Below are 18,075 nucleotides of genomic sequence, written 5' to 3'. Positions count from 1 at the left end.
TTTATTCAATATTACTTAATACACCATTAATAAATTTATAATGTTCATCATCACTAAATTGTTTTGCCAACTCAACAGCCTCATTTATGATTACTTTTTGTGGTGTCGAACTATTTAACAATTCAAATGTAGACATTCTTAGTATAATTCGATCAGATTTTAATAATCTGTCAATCGTCCAATCTTTAAGGTGAGGCGCAATTTTATTATCTAATACAGATTCATGATCTTTGACACCTGTTACTAACCAGCTAATAAAATCAAATTCTAAATCGGGATTATCATCTTTGATAAAGCTAATCGCTTCATCTATGGTTAAATCACTATTTTTCATTTCTAGTTGGAATAGAGTTTGAAAGGCTTGTGTTCTTGATTCTTTTCGACTCATTATAAACTCCTTCTCGCATTGTTTACTTTATTACTCATTTTAGAAAAGAAAAGCATAAGTTATTTAAAAGCTTAGTTCTTTTTCAATGACTGCATTAAAGTCAATTTGCATTATATATTTAATTTGTAGATTCAATGTGTGTAATGTGGACATTAATTTGGCTAGGAACAATCGTTGTCATAGTAGTTAAAGAGTTATAAATGGTTGTTTGTATCTTTCTTGCAGTTTCTGAGATATTAACACCATAAGATAGTGAACAATATACGTCTATATGAATCCCATCATCTTTTGTATCTACTTTAATACCACGCGATAATTGTTTTTTAGTAATCTTTTCCACGCTTAAGTTTTTAATTTCTTTAAAATGTCCTTCTAGCCCTTTTATTTCAGAGGTTGCTATACTCGCAATAATAGTCAAAACCTCAGGCGCAATTTCTATTTTTCCTAAATTGGAATGTGATGATTCTGCTACTTTAACCATTTCACATACCTCCTATTTAGTTTGATCATCCATAATATTATAAGTTTCTAAGAAATTAGTATTAAATTCGCCACTTCTGAAAATATCATTATTTAGAAGACGAATATGGAATGGAATTGTAGTATCAATGCCTAATACTAAGTATTCTCCTAATGCTCGTAAGCCAGTCATAATTGCTTCATCTCTTGTTGGTTGGTGCACAATTAATTTGGCTACCATAGAATCATAATATGGTGGTATTGTGTAATTAGTATAACATGCTGACTCAATTCTTACTCCAAAACCACCTGGGGCAAGATATTGTGTGATTTTTCCTGGAGAAGGCATAAAGTTTTTATATGGGTTTTCAGCATTAATTCTAAACTCTATAGCATGTCCTTGAATATGGATGTCTTTTTGAGTAAATGATAACTTCTCACCCATGGCCACTTTTAATTGTAATTTCACCAAATCAATGCCAGTTACCATTTCAGTTACAGGATGCTCAACTTGAATACGTGTATTCATTTCCATAAAGTAAAATTCATTAGAATTTAAGTCATAGATAAATTCAATCGTTCCAGCATTTTCATAGTTTACTGCTTTTGCAGCTCTTACTGCTGCATTACCCATTTCTTGTCTTTTAGCATCAGTTAAAATAGGAGACGGGGACTCTTCCACAAGTTTTTGCATACGTCTTTGTATTGTACAATCACGTTCGCCTAAGTGGATCACATTACCATAACTATCTCCAATTACTTGTATTTCAATATGTCTAAAGTTTTCGATGAATTTTTCTAAGTATAGTCCACCATTACCAAATGCTGTTTCAGCTTCTTGTTGCGTCATTTTGAAACCTGTTTCTAATTCTTTTTCATCACGTGCTACACGTATACCTTTACCACCGCCACCAGCAGTTGCCTTTATAATCACTGGATAACCAATATCTTTGGCAATTTTTTTGGCTTCTTTAATATCTTGGACTAAACCTTCACTACCAGGCACAACAGGAACTTCAGCACGTTTCATTTCTTCTTTTGCAACGTCTTTGATTCCCATTTTTTGAATAGACTCATAACTTGGTCCAATAAACTTAAGTTGACAGGCTTCACAAAGTTCAGCAAAATCCCCGTTCTCTGCTAAAAAGCCATACCCTGGGTGAACGCCATCACAACCTGTAGAAGTTGCAATAGATAAAATATTAGGGATATTTAAATAAGAATCTTTAGATTGAGTAGGGCCGACGCAATATGCTTCATCAGCAATTTGAGTATGTAATGCATCTTTATCTCCCTCAGAATATATAGCCACAGTTTGTAAACCTAAATCATGACAAGCACGAATGATTCTTACAGCAATTTCCCCTCTATTTGCAATTAAAATTTTATTCATTATTTCACCTTGAACAACGGTTGGCCATACTCTACCATTTGACCGTCTTCTACTAGTATTTCTGCAATTTCCCCTGTGACTTCAGCTTGTATTTCGTTAAATAGTTTCATCGCTTCCAATATACAAACAGTCGATTCGTTAGACACTGCATCGCCTACTTGAACATATGGACTTTCTTCTGGTGAAGGTGATTTGTAGAAAGTACCAACCATTGGCGCGTTAATTGTTTCTAAGTTGTCATTTTCTTGTGCGGCGCTTCCTTCTTCAGAACTTTCGCTTGTTGATTGAATTGGTGTAACGGCTTGTTGCGGCGCTACTTGTTGCATTGGTTGTTGTGAAACTTGCGGCGTAATGATTTCAGTTTCTTTTTCTTTTTTTAAATTAACGATGTTCCCTTTATCTTCAATGTTAATTTCAGTTAAGCTAGATTGATCAAGAATTTCAATTAATTCTTTAATTTCTTTAAAATTCATAAATACTGACTCCTTCAGATTGTTTTCATTTACCTAGTTTATTTTACTTTAGTAAAATGTTCAATTCAAGCATATACACACTTTCTATTATAACTCGTTGCGCTATAACCGTATAAAATATTTTTTATCTCAATGCCATCGAAATTTTTGAGTTATTTTACTTTTTAAAACCCCTCTAATTTTATATCGTATGTAATATGGTTATCCTTAAATAATAAAAGCCTTTCCAATAAATAGAGTGGAAAGGCTTTTGAGTACCATAAATTTTTTAGAAACTTATGACGTTAAAAAGATTAAGCTCTTGATACATAACTACCATCACTTGTGTTAATTACTAAAGTGTCACCTTCGTTAACGAATAAAGGTACATTTAACGTATAACCCGTTTCAACAGTAGCAGATTTAGTAGCACCTGTAGCAGTGTCACCTTTAATACTTGGTTCTGTTTCTGTTACAGTAAGTTCTACAGTTTTAGGTAATTCAACACCTAAAGTTTCATTCTCATAGCTTTGAATTTGAACTTCCATATTTGCTTTTAAGAAATTCAATTCATGTTCTAAATAATCAGCAGGTAGTTCAATTTGATCAAATGTTTGATTATCCATGAAAACATGAGTGTCTCCATCAGCGTATAAATATTGCATGCGACGATTTTCAATCATTGCAGTTTCAACTTTTTCTCCGCCTCTGAATGTTTTTTCTTGAATTGCACCTGTTCGTAAATTACGTAGTTTAGAACGTACAAAGGCAGCACCTTTACCTGGTTTTACGTGTTGGAAATCTAACACTTTCCAGATGCCATTATCTACAGAAATTGTTAAACCTGTTTTAAAATCATTAACCGAAATCATTCAGTCTCCTCCTTAATATAAGGTCTTCTATAAAATAATAAGGTCTTTAGACGATTTAGTAAAGCGTTCGCAACCATTTTCAGTGATTAAAATGTCATCTTCTATGCGAACGCCACCAATACCATCTAAATATATACCGGGTTCAATTGTAACACAATTATTTATCTCTAAAGCTGTTTCAGATTTTTTAGATAAATTAGGGCCTTCGTGAACATCTAAACCGATACCATGACCTAAAGAATGCCCGAATGCATTACCATACCCCTTTTCAGTGATATAGTCTCTTACAACTGCGTCTAACGCTTTACCAGTTATCCCTTTTCTAGCAGCTTCTATTCCTTTTAAATTAGCTTCTAATACAATATTATAAATTTCTTTTAATTGTTGCTCTGGTTCACCTATAGCAAAGGTACGGGTAATATCTGATGCATAACCTTTGTAATAAGCACCAAAGTCTAATGTAATCAATTCACCTTCGTTAATTACTTTATCGCTTGCTACGCCATGTGGAAGTGCACCGCGAACCCCTGAAGCAACAATAGTGTCAAAAGATGGCCCCTCTGAACCTAGTTCTAACATTTTACTTTCCAATTTAGCTTTTAACTGTAGTTCTGTCATACCAGCTTTAGCAACTGTTAAGATATATTCATAAGCTTCGTCAACAATTTGAGCAGCTTTTTGAATAAATGCGATTTCATCTTTATCTTTAACTTCTCTTATTTTTTCAATTAAACCTGATATACTGATTAAACTTATATAAGATTTACTCAATTGTAAATAAGTATCATAACTGACTAAATTACCTTCAAAACCAACATTTTGTACATTTAATTTCTCTAGCGTAGTTTTAATAGATTCTACAAGTTGACCTTGTTGTTTAACAATTTTGAAATCAGGTGCTTGTGTAGTAGCTTGTTCTATGTACCTAAAGTCAGTAATTAATAATTTTTCATCCTTTGTGATGATAAGTGCGCCACTCGTTCCTGTAAACCCAGATAAAAATCGTCTGTTGTAGTCTGACAACACAATAACCGCTTCTAAATGTTTTGCCTCTATTGCAGCATTTAATTTTTCAATTCTATTCAATATTAATCCCCCTATTCAATAAATTTGTACATTTCCTTTATATACATTAAAATGATAGCATAATTATTGTATAAATTTATAGTTTTTGAATTAGGAGAGAGTTATGAAGAAAAAATTGGTCGCTATTTTAGTAGCTTCGTGTATACTCGCTGGGTGTGGGAGTCAAAATTTAGGCCCATTAGAAGATAAGACAACAAAACTACGTGATGAAAATCATAAATTAAAGAGTGATATCCAAGATTTAAAAATTGAAATCAAGAAAGAAAAAACAAATATTTCTGCATTGGAAAAAGATAAGGATAATATTAAAAACGCTAAAAATAACAAGAATAAGCTAAATCATATAAAAGCTTCTTCTGAATATTATCAAAATGTTACTAAAGCAATTGATGATTACACTAATATTGAAGATGACGTATCAAAAAACAAAAAAAGCGAAAAAATACAATCAAAATTAACAGATATTACGAATAAACTTGATTCTGCTTACACTACATATAAAAGTAAAATTGATAAAGATAAAATGAGTGATGAAGATAAAAAGAAAAGTAAAAATATAAATAAATTAAATAAAGAACTCAATTCAGCTATGGATGACATTAGAGACGGTTATAATGAAAAAGACAAAAAGAAAATCCAAAAAGGTCAAGCTACTTTGTCAAAGGTGAGCATTAACAATAACTAAGGATACAATCAAATAGGAGTGTTTATTTTGAAACAAGCAATATTTTATATCGTAATCGCTATTGCATTAATCGGCTTATTACTTAACTTAGATGCGTTTTTATTTAGTTTTGTAAAAATGATTATTAGTTTAGCTATTTTTGCAGGAATTATTTATGCGATTTATTATTTCTTCTTTTTAACAGAAGATCAAAGAAAATACAAACGTGCTCAAAGAAAATATAGAAAACGAAACAAGAAAAAGTAGTTGATGTTTTGAAACTTCATAAATGAATAGCATGAGGTGGTATAGAAAACGGACCGAAATTTCATTTAGGATTTCGGTCCGTTTTTATATGGATCATTAGGAAAAAGTTTACAAAGGGATAAAGCACAGACTTATATTTTACTCATTCAACCCAATAAAAAATATAACTTTATGTTTTATTCCAATTATCTACTTGTTATATGTAATGACGAGCCTGAGATATTTATACCCCAGGCCCGTTTGTATTTAATCCTAAATGGTTCATAAATTTATTTCCTATAATTCCATTCTTCAGATTTATATTTTTCTATTAAATTTTTTACTTCTTCATTTTGTTTTGGCGTTAATGTTAAAGGTTTAAAATCTATATTTAATCCTTTTTTAAATCCTTCTTCAAAAGCATGTTCCATTTCCTTTAATGTAATATGTCTATCTGATATGTCATTTATTGCCACAGCTTTATCAACAAAAGCTTGTTTCATTTTCTCTTTTAAGCGATCGTTTTTATATATGAACATATCAAATAAATCGTCCACATCAATGTCTTGTAACAATGAGCCATGTTGAAGTATCACGCCTTTTTGTCTCATTTGTGCACTGCCTGCGATTTTACGTCCCTCTACTACTAACTCATACCAACTTGGCGCATCAAAACAAACTGCACTTCTTGGCTGTTTTAATTTAGCTCTTTCTTCTTTAGAACGCGGTATGGCAAAAGTAGCATTGAAACCTAACGCTTTAAAACCTTCAAGTAAACCTTCTGAAATAACTCTATATGCCTCTGTAACAGTTTTTGGCATTTCTGGATGAGTTTCTGGTACAATAACACTATAAGTTAATTCTTTGTCATGAAGTACACCTCTACCACCTGTTTGTCTTCTAACAAGGCCATAACTTTTTTCTTTTACTTTATGTATATCTATTTCTTTTGTTAGTCTTTGAAAATAACCTACTGAAAGTGTTGCTGGATTCCATGTGTAAAATCTGATTACCGGGTCAATCTCACCTCTTGAAACAAAATTTAATAATGCTTCATCCATTGCCATATTATAAAATGGATCATTACTACCTGTATTGATAAAATGCCATGTTTCAGTCACACTCAAAACTCCATTCATTAAAATTAAATTGTGGTAACAGCCAAATTGTGTTATCGTTTTCAATAATTGTTAAAATTTGTTAGCAATGTGTACAGTTTGTGATAAAAATATTTTGATAAATTGTGCTAACAGTCTTATAATATATAATATCGGTTAATTAGGGAGGATGCAAGATGAGTAATTTTTGGTTTATAGCTTTAGCAATTTTAATAATAATCGTCGCTTATATGTTATTTAACAGATATTTGAACAAAAAAGCGGTCATTGAATTAAACCAAAATGAATTCCATAATGGTTTGCGTAAAGCTCAAGTTATTGATGTGAGAGAAAAAGTAGATTATGATTATGGTCATATCAACGGTGCTCGTAACATTCCAATCACAATGTTCAAACAAAGGTTTCAAGGTTTGAGAACAGACCAACCTATTTATCTTTGTGATGCTAACGGAATTGCTAGCTATCGTGCCGCTAGAATTTTAAAGAAGAATGGGTATAAAGATATATATATGCTCAAAGGCGGATATAAAAAATGGACTGGTAAAATCAAATCAAAAAAATGAGTTATTAATCAATTATTTAAATGAGCATGAGATATAAATGTTTATGTTCAAAGTAAAAAACACCTTCATTTAATAATGAAGGTGTTTTTTATATTTAAACTCTATTCAGATTTTACCAATATACTTGGATTTCGTCATCTCTCATTCATATATACTCTGTGGAACAACACAATAAAAATTGGCATAATTATATGGTAGTAAATATCTATTAACGTTACGATGTACACAAACTAATAACGCATTCAATGAGTATTTAACATAGAAATTTAACTGGTAATATTTTTAATATTTGATAAACAAAGCCATAAGCGCATCGTCTAAATTTAAAGACGTATAGATTAAGCCAAACGTAAATTTGATGTTTGTAAATATATCAAATTAAATAAATGTTTAAAAAAACGGGTGATTTTTTACTTAGATTTATGTAAAAACCACCCGTTTTATAAAATACTTGGGATATTGATATCTTAACGTTTTTTAATTACCTTTGTTTTAGAGGACAAACGACATCATGTTAAAAAATGGGATGTCTAACTTATACCTTAAATATGACGCTTTCAGAACTTTTATTTTTCTGAACGTAAATTTTCAAATTTCAATACTGGATGACGCGCAGCTTGTGTTTCATCTAAACGATCAATAATTGTTGTATGTGGTGCTTCTAATACTTTATCAGGATTTTCTTTTGCTTCTTTAGCAATTTCAATCATAGTATCGCAGAAATAGTCCAACGTTTCTTTAGATTCTGTTTCTGTTGGTTCTACCATCATACCTTCCTCTACGTTAAGCGGGAAGTAAATTGTTGGCGGATGGACACCAAAGTCTAGTAAACGTTTCGCCATATCCAATGTACGAACACCAAATTCTTTTTGCTTAGAACCGCTTAGGACAAATTCGTGTTTACAATATTGTTCATATGGAATTTCGAAATGTTCTTTTAAGCGTGCTTTAATATAATTTGCATTCAATACTGCAGCTTCTGAAACTTCTTCAAGGCCTTTATTACCCATAGTTCTAATATAAGTGTATGCTCTTAAATAAATTCCAAAGTTCCCGTAGAATGGTTTAACACGTCCGATTGAGTTTTCAATATCATTATCGTATTTATAAACGTCGTTTTCTTTAACCACCATTGGTTTTGGTAAAAAATGGGCAAGTTCTTTTTTAACGCCTACTGGGCCTGAACCTGGGCCACCGCCGCCATGAGGTCCTGTAAATGTTTTGTGTAAGTTTAAATGAACAGCGTCAAATCCCATGTCGCCTGGTCTGACTTTATCCATAATTGCATTTAAATTAGCACCGTCATAATACAATAGGCCACCAGCTTCATGCACAATATTTCGAATATCCATAATATTTTGCTCAAAAATACCTAACGTATTAGGGTTAGTGAGCATGATTGCAGCTGTGTTGTCGTTAACAAGGCGTTTTAAGTCCTCAATATCAACTTCTCCGCGTTCGTTAGACTTAACAGTTACAGCTTTAAATCCAGCAAACGCTGCTGAAGCAGGGTTTGTGCCATGAGCTGAGTCAGGAACGATGACTTCATTACGATGTCCTTCGCCATTTTTTTCGTGATATGCTTTGAAAATCATAAGCGCTGTCCATTCTCCGTGGGCGCCAGCTGCTGGTTGTAGTGTAACTTCATCCATACCTGTAATCTCTTTTAATTCTTCTTGCAAGCTATGGATGATTTCTAATGAACCTTGCACTTGAGATTCATCTTGTAATGGATGTGATTCAGCAAATCCAGGGATTCTTGCAATTTTTTCATTTATTTTTGGATTGTATTTCATCGTACAAGAGCCAAGAGGATAAAAACCTGTATCTACGCCAAAGTTTTTATTTGATAATTCTGTATAGTGACGAACTAAATCTAACTCGGCCACTTCTGGGAATTCAGCTTTGTCTTTTCTTATAAATTTATCATCTAATAATTTATCTACAGCTTTATTATCAATTTCTTTTTTAGGTAATGAATACGCATAACGACCTTCTTTAGAACGCTCAAAAATTAATGGACTAGATTTACTTACTACCATTTAATTCACCTGCTTTCTTAACAAATGTATCAATTTCATCTTTAGTTCTTAATTCTGTTACAGCAATCAGCATATGACTGTCAAAGCCTTCTCCAATTTCGCTTAAATCGAAACCTCCGATAATATCTTCTTGGATTAACGCATCATTGATATCTTTGACAGATTTATCAAATTTAACGACAAATTCGTTGAATGATGTACCATTGCTAACTTCAAAGCCTTGTTGCCTAAATTGCTCTTTAGCATAATTTGCATTTTCAAAATTTTGAACTGCAATGTCATAAATACCTTGTTTACCTAAAGCAGACATACATATAGATGAAGCTAAAGCATTTAAAGCTTGGTTTGAACAAATATTAGATGTTGCTTTATCTCTACGGATATGTTGTTCCCGCGCTTGTAAAGTTAAAACAAAACCACGATTTCCATCTTGATCTTCTGTTTGTCCAACTAGACGTCCTGGGGTTTTTCTCATTAATTTTTTAGTAGTAGCAAAGAAACCACAGTGTGGTCCACCGAATTGCGTTGGGATACCAAATGGTTGAGTATCTCCTACTACGATATCCGCTCCAAAACTACCTGGTGGTGTTAATAATCCAAGTGCAATTGGGTTTGCATAAACGATAAATAATGCTTTTTTATCTTCAATTAAAGCTTGGATTTTTTCTAAATCTTCAATTGAGCCATAAAAGTTTGGATATTGTACCGCAACTGCTGCAGTCTCGTCATCAATAGCATTTTCAAGCTTTTCTAAATCAGTGATTGTTCCATCCAAATCCACTTCAACGACTTCAAATTCTTTACGTGTTTTAACATAAGTGTGTAATACTTGTAATGCTTGGTAGTGCATCCCTTTAGAAACAACAATTTTATTTTTACGAGTTTGATTAAATGCTAAAATACATGCTTCTGCAAAACTTGTAATCCCATCATACATAGATGAGTTAGCGATATCCATATCAGTTAATTCGCATATTAACGTTTGGAATTCAAAAATGGCTTGTAATTCACCTTGGGAAATTTCAGGCTGATATGGTGTATAAGCCGTATAAAATTCTGAACGTGAAATCATTGAATCTACTACTGCTGGGGCATAGTGATCATAGACACCAGCGCCTAAAAATGATGTGTGTGTTTCTTTAGTAATATTTTTACTTGCAACTTTACTTAGTCTTTTAGTTAATGTTGTTTCTGATTCTGCATCTGGGATAGCTAATTCTCTATTTAATAGAATGTCTTTTGGAACATCTCCAAATAATTCATTGATTGAACCAGCACCAATAGTTTCTAGCATTTCGTGTTTATCTTGCTCTGTTAACGGAATATAACGATGACTCACAGTAACACCCCTTTAAATTATTTACTAATTTGATTTTTTTTAACAATTTTTGCTTTAGCTTGTCTTTTTCTAATTTGCACTATAATTTCTTTTCCCATTTCAAAAGCATCTCTATCTATTATAGCTAAACCAATGGATTTACCACTTAATGGAGATTGCGTACCTGATGTAATTTCACCAATTTCATTACCATCGACATCATAAACTGTGTAACCTGTTCTTGGAATTCCTTTATCAATCATTTCAATTCCAACTGTTCTTCGTTTCGAACCGTTTTCTTTTTGATCTTTTAAAACGCTTTTTCCGATAAAATCTGCATCAATTAAGGGTTTAGCTGCAAATGCTATCCCACCTTCATAAGGCGTTATTGATTCACTTAAATCTTGTCCATGTAATGGTAAACCAGCTTCTAATCTTAATGTATCTCTTGCGCCTAGACCACAAGGGGCCACATCATATTTTAAAATGGATGCCCAAAGATATGGTGTATCTTCAGATTTACAATAAATTTCAAAACCATCTTCACCAGTATAACCGGATTGTGACAGTATCACTTTTTTTCCAAAGAATTCAACATCTTGTTTAAATTCGAAAGGAGACATTTCAGAGATGTCTATATTGACATGTTCTTGAACAAAGTCACGTGCATTTGGACCTTGAACAGCTAATTGTCCATAATCACTCGATACATTTAAAACTTCTGCATCAAAGTTAGTAGCATTATTTTTCATCCACTCAAAGTCTTTATCAGTGTTACCAGCGTTTACAACTAATAGATATTCTTTTTCTCTGAGTTTATAAGTAATTAAATCGTCAATAATACCACCATGCTCGTTACATAATGCTGTATATTGAGCTTTTGTTGTTTCTAAATTGTCAGTATCATTTGAAAGCAAGTATTGTACAAGTTTATCAGCTTCAGGGCCTTTTATAAGAATTTCACCCATGTGGCTGACATCAAATAATCCCATTTTAGTTCTAACAGCATTATGTTCTTCTTTGATACTTGAAAATTGGACTGGCATTGCCCAGCCACCAAATTCAACAATTTTTGCCCCGAGATCCACAAAATTTTGATAAAGTGGTGTGTGTTTTAATTCATTAGCCATTAATAAACCCCCTATTGTTATATTAAAAAAGACAGAGTAGACTAAGCCTACCCTGTCAATAAATCCAGGAATGCGTCTCAGTATTATCCTTTTGCCTGAGAGTTTCGTTAAACTTGCACCTTCGGCGATGGATACATTAAATCATGTACCATTCTCTCTAATACTGGTCATTCGCTTTATATCGATTTCATTATCTCATTATATAAGTTTGAAAGCGATTTACTACTATTCACTTTGATGAATGCGATTTCATTATATCTTGAAACCCTAGATGAATACAAGCTTTTTAGTTTGGAAAATGATTTATTATTTGCATTTGGTCTATTGCTGTCATTTTTAATTCTATTGTATAAAATGTTTAATTCGCAATCTAGCCATACAACGTAATTTTGATTTTTCAATAAATTATAAGCGTGTTCCCCTTCTATGATACCTCCACCAGTGGAAATGATATCAAATTGGTTAATACATATAGTTAAATATTTATATTCCAAACTGCGAAACGTTTCTTCACCGAATTCCTCAAAAATTTCTGGTATAGATTTAGCTTCTTGTTGTACAATGAATTCATCTAAATCTACATAAGTTAACTGGTCCTTTTCAGCAATATGTTTACCTAAAGTTGTCTTTCCTGTTCCCATAAATCCTACTAAAATAAGTGGGGTATTCATCTTGTTTTTCAAAAATATCTTCCTTTATGCAAAAGTATTTGAATTTGCTTTTCATAATATGATTCAATATTATCAAGTGTTTTCAATTGAATGTTAAAATGAGCTGTATAAATCGCTATCAATGATAAATATAGCATATAAACCACCATCACAAAAGGATATATATAGCCTTTTGTATTAAAAGTAAATTTCTTTTTCAAAGTAAGTTCCCTCATTATATAATTTTACATATAATTTCATTCGTTTATTTTTTAACATTGTAAATTGAGCTTCTATAACATTATTTAATAAAGTGATATTGCCGCTATGGTTTATGGTTTTAATTATTTTACGATTTTTAAATTCGTAATAAATATTTTTTCCTTGTTTGTAATTTTTAATCTATATCCCCGATTTTCTATATTAAAAAATTGCGATTTGTTAAGTAACAACTCTTCTGTTAAATCCCTTGCAAAAAATTCTAAATCAATAGAAGAAGCAAAATTTGATTGATGCTTCAATGGAACGATGGATTTGTATAATAGTGGCAGCATTGTAAATACAACTATGGTAATAAATAATGCAAATAATACTTCGATATAAGTAAAACCAGTAACTTTATTTGTAATAGCATTTTTCATTTAAATAGTCCTTCGATTTTATACAAATTTTATAATTGTCTAATTTTATTTCATAGTCGGCTATTTTCACACCTTTGTTTAAATCCTTTTGATCATTATGTTTTAACGTGAGTAGCATCACGCGTTTCATATTAATATAGTCTAATTTATTTTTAAAAGAATAGTTTAGTTGTAAGATCATTGGTAGTAACAAATTGCACATTGCGATCATAATCGTAAAACTTAACATTGAATCTATGAGTATGCTAGCTTTAATTTTTCTTTTTTTCATATCTCATTCTCCCTTTTTCAATATGAAAAACCACTTTATAAATCACTTTATTTACAGATATATAGACAGTGCCAAATTTATTTGTATTTCCCTTATTATCAAAAGTTAAGTAATTGATATTAGTTTGAGGATAGATAAATGAATGATCTGGCAATTTTATATCGTTATTTTCAATCGACGGTTCTTTAACGGTTATTTTATTTGAGTAATGATTGAATATCAGTGTAATAGGCTTTCCATCTTTAATGGCTTTTGATTTTAAATAATTAAGTTTCAATATTAAGGAATTCATAAAAGGATTGGCTGTTTCACGCGTTTCTTTTTTACTGGACAAGTGATTTACTTGAACAATTAATAAAACACTTATGATACCCATAACAAACAATATTTCGGTTAATGTAAATGCCTTGCTAGTTTGCAACTACTTCACCGTTACTAATATGGATAGTAGCACCTGATTTACAATATTTCTGATTTTCTTTGATATAACCATCTGAAATAAGTTCCTCTATAGATTGTGGTTTTTTATTATGTTTTAATGTGTAAGCTTCAACTTGACTTTCTACCATTTTTATTTGTGCTTCACAACCAGTGCTTTGGATATGTGATGATTGTTTAGCGATATTAGGTATAATAAGGATAAGTAATAAACTAATAATTAATAGAACAAGTAGCATTTCAATCAATGTGAATGCTTTTTTATTGTATAGTTTTTTTATTTTATGCATTGAATGCGCTCCTAGTGTAGTTATTTAATCGTTTGCATTAAGTCAAACATAGGTAACATAATGACTAAATATAAGGCAATGATGAATAAACCTAATACTGTAAATAAGATTGGTTGTATAAATTTTATTAAAATTTGCGTATATTGTTCAATTTTTGTAAAAATAATATCGCTATATAATTTTAATTCAATCTCTAATTTACCTTTCTTTTCGCCCTCTGCTATAAAAGTAATGAGTCCTTTTTCAAACCAAGAAATATTATTTAATATTTCGCTTAGTTTATAACCTTGTTGCGTTCCACTTGATAATTCTGATGCAAGATAAACTAGATATGGGTCCTTTTTTTGCTTTGAATAAATATCGACAATAGAATACAAGTTCACGCCGTTTTTATAGAACAATGCAAATTCTGTAGATAATCTATAAGTTTTATAAAATTTGAAAAATTTACGTACAACGGGTATGCGTAAGATGATTTTATATTTCGCTTTAATTGGTAATTTTTTAATATATTTATAAAATAGTAATATGCAAAGTAATATCATTAATAAAGTAACGAGAAGTGTCTTAGGTAAGTGAGTTAATATCGAAGATAAAATAAATTGTATTGTAGAGAGTTCTACATCAAAATTTTTATATAGTAATTGGAATTCTGGTATGATTGTGTGGTTTAAAACAATTAACATAATGATAAAAATAGCCATAAGTAAAAGTGGATATTGGAGCGTTTTAAGAAGTTGTTGTTTAGCTTTATAATTTCTAAGTAAATAATCTTGAGCATGTGGCAATGTTGAAGTAAGTTCGCTAAACATTTCTGCAAAATAGATAATCATGATGATAATTTTAGGATAGTTTAATAATAAAAGTATTTGATAACATTGTGCACCTTGTTCTAATTGCGCTTTTATTTGTGCGGTTAATTTTGGGGATTTAATACTTATATGTTGAAGTAAAAAATTAAATGATTCAGATAATGTGAAACCATGTTCAAGCAAATTTTGTAACCTTTGGAGTAATTCAATTCGCGTTTTTTCGTTAATAATCATAAATTGAGATATGCTAAATATATCTATTAAGTGTTTCTTCACAAATTTCTCCTTCTTTAGCCATTTCGTGTAATTTAAAAGATAAATTTTGAAATGTGTTTGGAAGCGTAAGCTGGTTTTCGAAATAAAATTGTATATCTTCTCGTGTTAGTTGTTCATATATTAATGAACGCTCTTCTTTTGATGTAACGATAAGTCGTTGATTAATAATACTTAAGATCGTTTGACGTAGTTCTTGAACACTTATACCCATTTCTAATAACCTGCATAATGCGCCTTTACAGTTATTAGAGTGGATAGTTGAAAGCACTAAATGTCCACTTAAACTAGCATGTATGACCTGTTTAGCGATAGTTGCATCTCTAATTTCTCCTATAAGAATAATATCTGGGTCACATCTTAAAATTGCTTTAAAGGAGTTAGCATAATTAATACCTGCCTTTTCATTGATAGAAACTTGTGTAATACCTTCAATTAATCGTTCCACAGGATCTTCAACTGTTATAATATTCACATTTAATTGTTCTTTTGCGTGTAAAATCATTTGATACATTAATGTGCTTTTTCCTGATCCAGTTGGACCACTAAATAGTAGTAAACCTTGTTGTTTATTCATTAATTTGAATAATTGATTGAGACTTTGAATTTTTGCTGTTTTTTGAAAATATTGAGGAATAATCCTAACTACACAACTCTCATAACCTAAAGACAATGGCAAAGTAGAAATTCTTAAATAATATAGTTGTTTTAATTTATATGCATATCTACCACTTTGGGCAGCATTGTGTTTAGAAACATCTAATCCTGCTTGATATTTCATATAGGTAAGTAATTTCTTATAAGTGTTGATTTCTATTGTTTCTACTGTAACTAAAAATGCTTTCTTTCTGAATTTAATTTTTACTTTATTTTGGTTTGGTATAAAATGTACATCTGTAACATTTTCATGAATTGCCTTGTCAAAAATATTTTTAAATAATAACTTCAAAAAAACACCTCCTACACTTATACACGTAAGAGGTGTTTAAATTACTTTGGTTAATTAAAAATTAGCCATGTAAATATGGGTTAACTTGTTCGTCTTTAATTGTTGTATATGGTCCGTGACCAGGGAATAGTGGTAAGTCTTCATCTAATTCAAATATTTTATCTAGTATAGAAGCTACGAGTGTTTCATAGTCTCCTTTATATAAATCAGTTCTACCTATACCTTGCTTAAATAAAGTATCTCCGACAACTGCAAATTCATCAAAGACAAATGACAAACTACCAGGTGAATGTCCAGGTGTATGGAGCACATTAAATTGGAAACCTTCTATCTCTACCGAACCTTCATCAAGTTGGTTTGGAGATACGTTGCTAGTTATTGGCTCAAGACCATATTGCTTGAATTTCTCTGAACCATTTTTATATGTGTCAGTTAAAAAATCAAATTCAAGTCGATGCATATAAACCGGGACTTGATATTTTGCTACGACGTCATCTAAAGCGCCAATATGATCAAAATGAGCATGTGTTAATAAAATTGCTTTTAACGGTTTATTAATTTGATTTAATTTTTTTTTAATCAAATCATAATCACTTGCAGGGTCAACTAAAATAACGCTTTTTTCATTCTCAATGAAATAAGTATTCGTCTTAACTAGACCCAATGCTAAACTCGATATTTGCACTATTCTTGCCCTCCATTATCCAAATGTTTTTCAACAGATGCCAATTTGTCATTCATTTTACGAGATTTATCTCTTCGCTCGTCAATTCTAATATTCGTACACACTCTATCGACACCTTTATTAAAAGGTAATTCATGAATGGCTTGAACTACTTCAAATAAATCTTTTAAATCGCCTTCAATCAAAGTATTCATAGGAGTTAACTGATAATCAATTTTACCTTGCGCTTTATATTCTTTTAATTTTGTTTGTATCTCAGCAATATATTTACTTACACTTGGCCCTTCTGTTCCGACAGGTATAACAACTACATCTACGATAGCCATTATTTAACACCTTCCTTTTCGATGATATAAGTATAAATTAAACCAGCAGCACCTGTAATACCAGCGTCATTACCTAGTTTAGCTTGCACAATTTCTGTACCTTGTTGTGCTGGCGTAAATGTTAAATTATGATATTCTGTTTTAATATTTTCAATTAAAATCAATCCTGCTGTAGACATACCACCACCTAAAACAATATATTTAGGGTTGCTTGTCACACTAATGATACTACATAAATAAGCAATATAATTTGCAACACGTTCTGTAATAAAAATACAGAATTGATCTCCTGCTTTAGCTGCATCAAATACAGCTTTGGCAGTAACTTCATTATCTTTAATGAGTTGTAATATTGATGATTTGAATGTTAATTTTGGATAATAAAAATTAACTAAATTGACTACACCAGTGGCAGAAGCAACAGTTTCGATACAACCAGACTTCCCACAGTTACATTTAAAGCGTTGATCATGGTCTACTCTAAAATGGCCTATCTCAGCACCTGAACCGTTGTGACCATGGACAATTTCACCATTAGAAATAATACCACCACCGAGACCAGTACCTAATGTAATTGCAACCACTTCATCCGAACCTTGGCCTGCACCTTTATGTTTTTCGCCTAATGCTGCAACATTCGCATCATTATCAACATAAACAGGACAATCTACAAATTGTTTAAAGATATGTCTCACATTTACCGTATCTTTCCAATATAGGTTAACGGCACCATTAACTTCACCGGTTTCAAAATTAACTGGCCCTGGCACTCCGATACCAACTCCCAATACATCTGAAAAAGTAAATTCAGAATTGTCGATATGTTCAACGAAAGAATCATAAACATTTTTTAACAGTGCATAACCTGTAGTATCTGAAGTATCAGTTTCAATAGACCATTTCTCTATTTGTTCAAGTTGCTGATCGAATATTCCGAGCTTACAAGTTGTTCCACCAATATCTGCTGCTAAGATAATTTTTTTCATTTATTTATTCATCCTTCTCTGAG

General features: G+C 31.3%; 24 protein-coding genes and 1 riboswitch. Of the genes, 3 read left to right on the top strand and 21 right to left on the bottom strand.

Annotated features, from left to right (window positions below):
- Position 1 precedes the first annotated feature (1 nt).
- The 6 genes from nusB to KA894_RS02140 form a co-directional block, all read right to left on the bottom strand.
- On the bottom strand, positions 2-388 hold the full coding sequence (gene nusB, locus KA894_RS02165; protein WP_096809553.1) for a transcription antitermination factor NusB: 387 nt from the start codon (positions 386-388) through the stop codon (positions 2-4).
- A gap of 118 nt (positions 389-506) precedes the next feature.
- A complete protein-coding gene (locus tag KA894_RS02160) occupies positions 507-869 on the bottom strand; it encodes an Asp23/Gls24 family envelope stress response protein (protein ID WP_096809550.1) in 363 nt (120 codons plus the stop codon).
- A gap of 12 nt (positions 870-881) precedes the next feature.
- A complete protein-coding gene (gene accC / locus KA894_RS02155; protein ID WP_103373191.1) occupies positions 882-2,240 on the bottom strand; it encodes an acetyl-CoA carboxylase biotin carboxylase subunit in 1,359 nt (452 codons plus the stop codon).
- The gene (gene accB, locus KA894_RS02150; protein WP_096809545.1) at positions 2,240-2,713 is read right to left on the bottom strand and encodes an acetyl-CoA carboxylase biotin carboxyl carrier protein; all 474 of its coding nucleotides are present in this window, start codon (positions 2,711-2,713) and stop codon (positions 2,240-2,242) included. Before accB ends, accC begins: the two co-directional genes overlap by 1 nt.
- 293 nt (positions 2,714-3,006) lie before the next feature.
- Positions 3,007-3,564, bottom strand: coding sequence for an elongation factor P (gene efp / locus KA894_RS02145; protein WP_210133680.1), 558 nt, complete (start codon positions 3,562-3,564; stop codon positions 3,007-3,009).
- A gap of 27 nt (positions 3,565-3,591) precedes the next feature.
- On the bottom strand, positions 3,592-4,650 hold the full coding sequence (locus tag KA894_RS02140; protein WP_096809538.1) for a M24 family metallopeptidase: 1,059 nt from the start codon (positions 4,648-4,650) through the stop codon (positions 3,592-3,594).
- A 103-nt stretch (positions 4,651-4,753) separates the two neighbouring features.
- Here KA894_RS02140 and KA894_RS02135 point away from each other — a divergent pair, with 103 nt between their 5' ends.
- Both KA894_RS02135 and KA894_RS02130 read left to right on the top strand, forming a co-directional pair.
- Complete coding sequence (locus KA894_RS02135; protein ID WP_096809536.1) at positions 4,754-5,335, top strand: hypothetical protein; 582 nt, start codon at positions 4,754-4,756, stop codon at positions 5,333-5,335.
- 27 nt (positions 5,336-5,362) lie between these two features.
- Positions 5,363-5,581 carry an SA1362 family protein gene (locus KA894_RS02130; RefSeq protein WP_096809532.1) on the top strand — a complete coding sequence of 73 codons (219 nt, stop codon included), beginning with the start codon at positions 5,363-5,365 and terminating at the stop codon, positions 5,579-5,581.
- Positions 5,582-5,850: 269 nt separating this feature from the next.
- Here KA894_RS02130 and KA894_RS02125 read toward each other — a convergent pair whose 3' ends face one another.
- A complete protein-coding gene (locus KA894_RS02125; protein ID WP_103373704.1) occupies positions 5,851-6,681 on the bottom strand; it encodes a lipoate--protein ligase family protein in 831 nt (276 codons plus the stop codon).
- 173 nt (positions 6,682-6,854) lie between these two features.
- On the opposite strand from KA894_RS02125, the gene KA894_RS02120 reads away from it, so the two are divergent.
- Entirely contained in the window at positions 6,855-7,241 is a 387-nt protein-coding gene (locus tag KA894_RS02120; RefSeq protein WP_096809527.1) for a rhodanese-like domain-containing protein, read from the top strand.
- A 566-nt stretch (positions 7,242-7,807) separates the two neighbouring features.
- Here the strand turns inward: KA894_RS02120 and gcvPB are convergent.
- From gcvPB to KA894_RS02050, 14 genes are all read right to left on the bottom strand, one after another.
- A complete protein-coding gene (gene gcvPB / locus KA894_RS02115) occupies positions 7,808-9,283 on the bottom strand; it encodes an aminomethyl-transferring glycine dehydrogenase subunit GcvPB (RefSeq protein ID WP_096809525.1) in 1,476 nt (491 codons plus the stop codon).
- Positions 9,270-10,622, bottom strand: coding sequence for an aminomethyl-transferring glycine dehydrogenase subunit GcvPA (gcvPA, locus tag KA894_RS02110; RefSeq protein ID WP_103372680.1), 1,353 nt, complete (start codon positions 10,620-10,622; stop codon positions 9,270-9,272). Before gcvPA ends, gcvPB begins: the two co-directional genes overlap by 14 nt.
- 17 nt (positions 10,623-10,639) lie before the next feature.
- Positions 10,640-11,731, bottom strand: coding sequence for a glycine cleavage system aminomethyltransferase GcvT (gene gcvT, locus KA894_RS02105; RefSeq protein ID WP_115342140.1), 1,092 nt, complete (start codon positions 11,729-11,731; stop codon positions 10,640-10,642).
- Positions 11,732-11,804: 73 nt separating this feature from the next.
- Positions 11,805-11,902, bottom strand: a riboswitch (glycine riboswitch).
- A 5-nt stretch (positions 11,903-11,907) separates the two neighbouring features.
- The gene (locus KA894_RS02100) at positions 11,908-12,402 is read right to left on the bottom strand and encodes a shikimate kinase (protein ID WP_369967663.1); all 495 of its coding nucleotides are present in this window, start codon (positions 12,400-12,402) and stop codon (positions 11,908-11,910) included.
- Positions 12,403-12,579: 177 nt separating this feature from the next.
- Complete coding sequence (locus tag KA894_RS14905) at positions 12,580-12,726, bottom strand: hypothetical protein (RefSeq protein ID WP_481906334.1); 147 nt, start codon at positions 12,724-12,726, stop codon at positions 12,580-12,582.
- The gene (locus tag KA894_RS02090; protein ID WP_210133679.1) at positions 12,726-13,022 is read right to left on the bottom strand and encodes a hypothetical protein; all 297 of its coding nucleotides are present in this window, start codon (positions 13,020-13,022) and stop codon (positions 12,726-12,728) included. Before KA894_RS02090 ends, KA894_RS14905 begins: the two co-directional genes overlap by 1 nt.
- On the bottom strand, positions 13,000-13,293 hold the full coding sequence (locus KA894_RS02085) for a hypothetical protein (RefSeq protein WP_115342137.1): 294 nt from the start codon (positions 13,291-13,293) through the stop codon (positions 13,000-13,002). The genes KA894_RS02090 and KA894_RS02085 overlap by 23 nt, the downstream gene beginning before the upstream one ends.
- The gene (comGD, locus tag KA894_RS02080; RefSeq protein ID WP_115342136.1) at positions 13,274-13,714 is read right to left on the bottom strand and encodes a competence type IV pilus minor pilin ComGD; all 441 of its coding nucleotides are present in this window, start codon (positions 13,712-13,714) and stop codon (positions 13,274-13,276) included. Before comGD ends, KA894_RS02085 begins: the two co-directional genes overlap by 20 nt.
- Entirely contained in the window at positions 13,704-14,021 is a 318-nt protein-coding gene (comGC, locus tag KA894_RS02075) for a competence type IV pilus major pilin ComGC (RefSeq protein WP_115342135.1), read from the bottom strand. Before comGC ends, comGD begins: the two co-directional genes overlap by 11 nt.
- A 20-nt stretch (positions 14,022-14,041) precedes the next feature.
- Entirely contained in the window at positions 14,042-15,109 is a 1,068-nt protein-coding gene (gene comGB / locus KA894_RS02070; RefSeq protein WP_232164817.1) for a competence type IV pilus assembly protein ComGB, read from the bottom strand.
- Positions 15,081-16,055, bottom strand: coding sequence for a competence type IV pilus ATPase ComGA (gene comGA / locus KA894_RS02065; protein ID WP_108909309.1), 975 nt, complete (start codon positions 16,053-16,055; stop codon positions 15,081-15,083). Before comGA ends, comGB begins: the two co-directional genes overlap by 29 nt.
- A 61-nt stretch (positions 16,056-16,116) precedes the next feature.
- Entirely contained in the window at positions 16,117-16,740 is a 624-nt protein-coding gene (locus tag KA894_RS02060; protein ID WP_096809503.1) for an MBL fold metallo-hydrolase, read from the bottom strand.
- Positions 16,740-17,066 carry an MTH1187 family thiamine-binding protein gene (locus KA894_RS02055; RefSeq protein WP_096809501.1) on the bottom strand — a complete coding sequence of 109 codons (327 nt, stop codon included), beginning with the start codon at positions 17,064-17,066 and terminating at the stop codon, positions 16,740-16,742. Before KA894_RS02055 ends, KA894_RS02060 begins: the two co-directional genes overlap by 1 nt.
- Complete coding sequence (locus KA894_RS02050; RefSeq protein ID WP_096809499.1) at positions 17,066-18,052, bottom strand: glucokinase; 987 nt, start codon at positions 18,050-18,052, stop codon at positions 17,066-17,068. The genes KA894_RS02055 and KA894_RS02050 overlap by 1 nt, the downstream gene beginning before the upstream one ends.
- Positions 18,053-18,075: the final 23 nt, after the last annotated feature.

This window comes from Staphylococcus sp. GDY8P131P (assembly GCF_017891975.1).
In the GTDB taxonomy this organism is placed as follows: domain Bacteria; phylum Bacillota; class Bacilli; order Staphylococcales; family Staphylococcaceae; genus Staphylococcus; species Staphylococcus nepalensis.
Note: the sequence above shows the minus strand (reverse complement) of the source record. Positions and strands in the feature narration are given on the sequence as shown.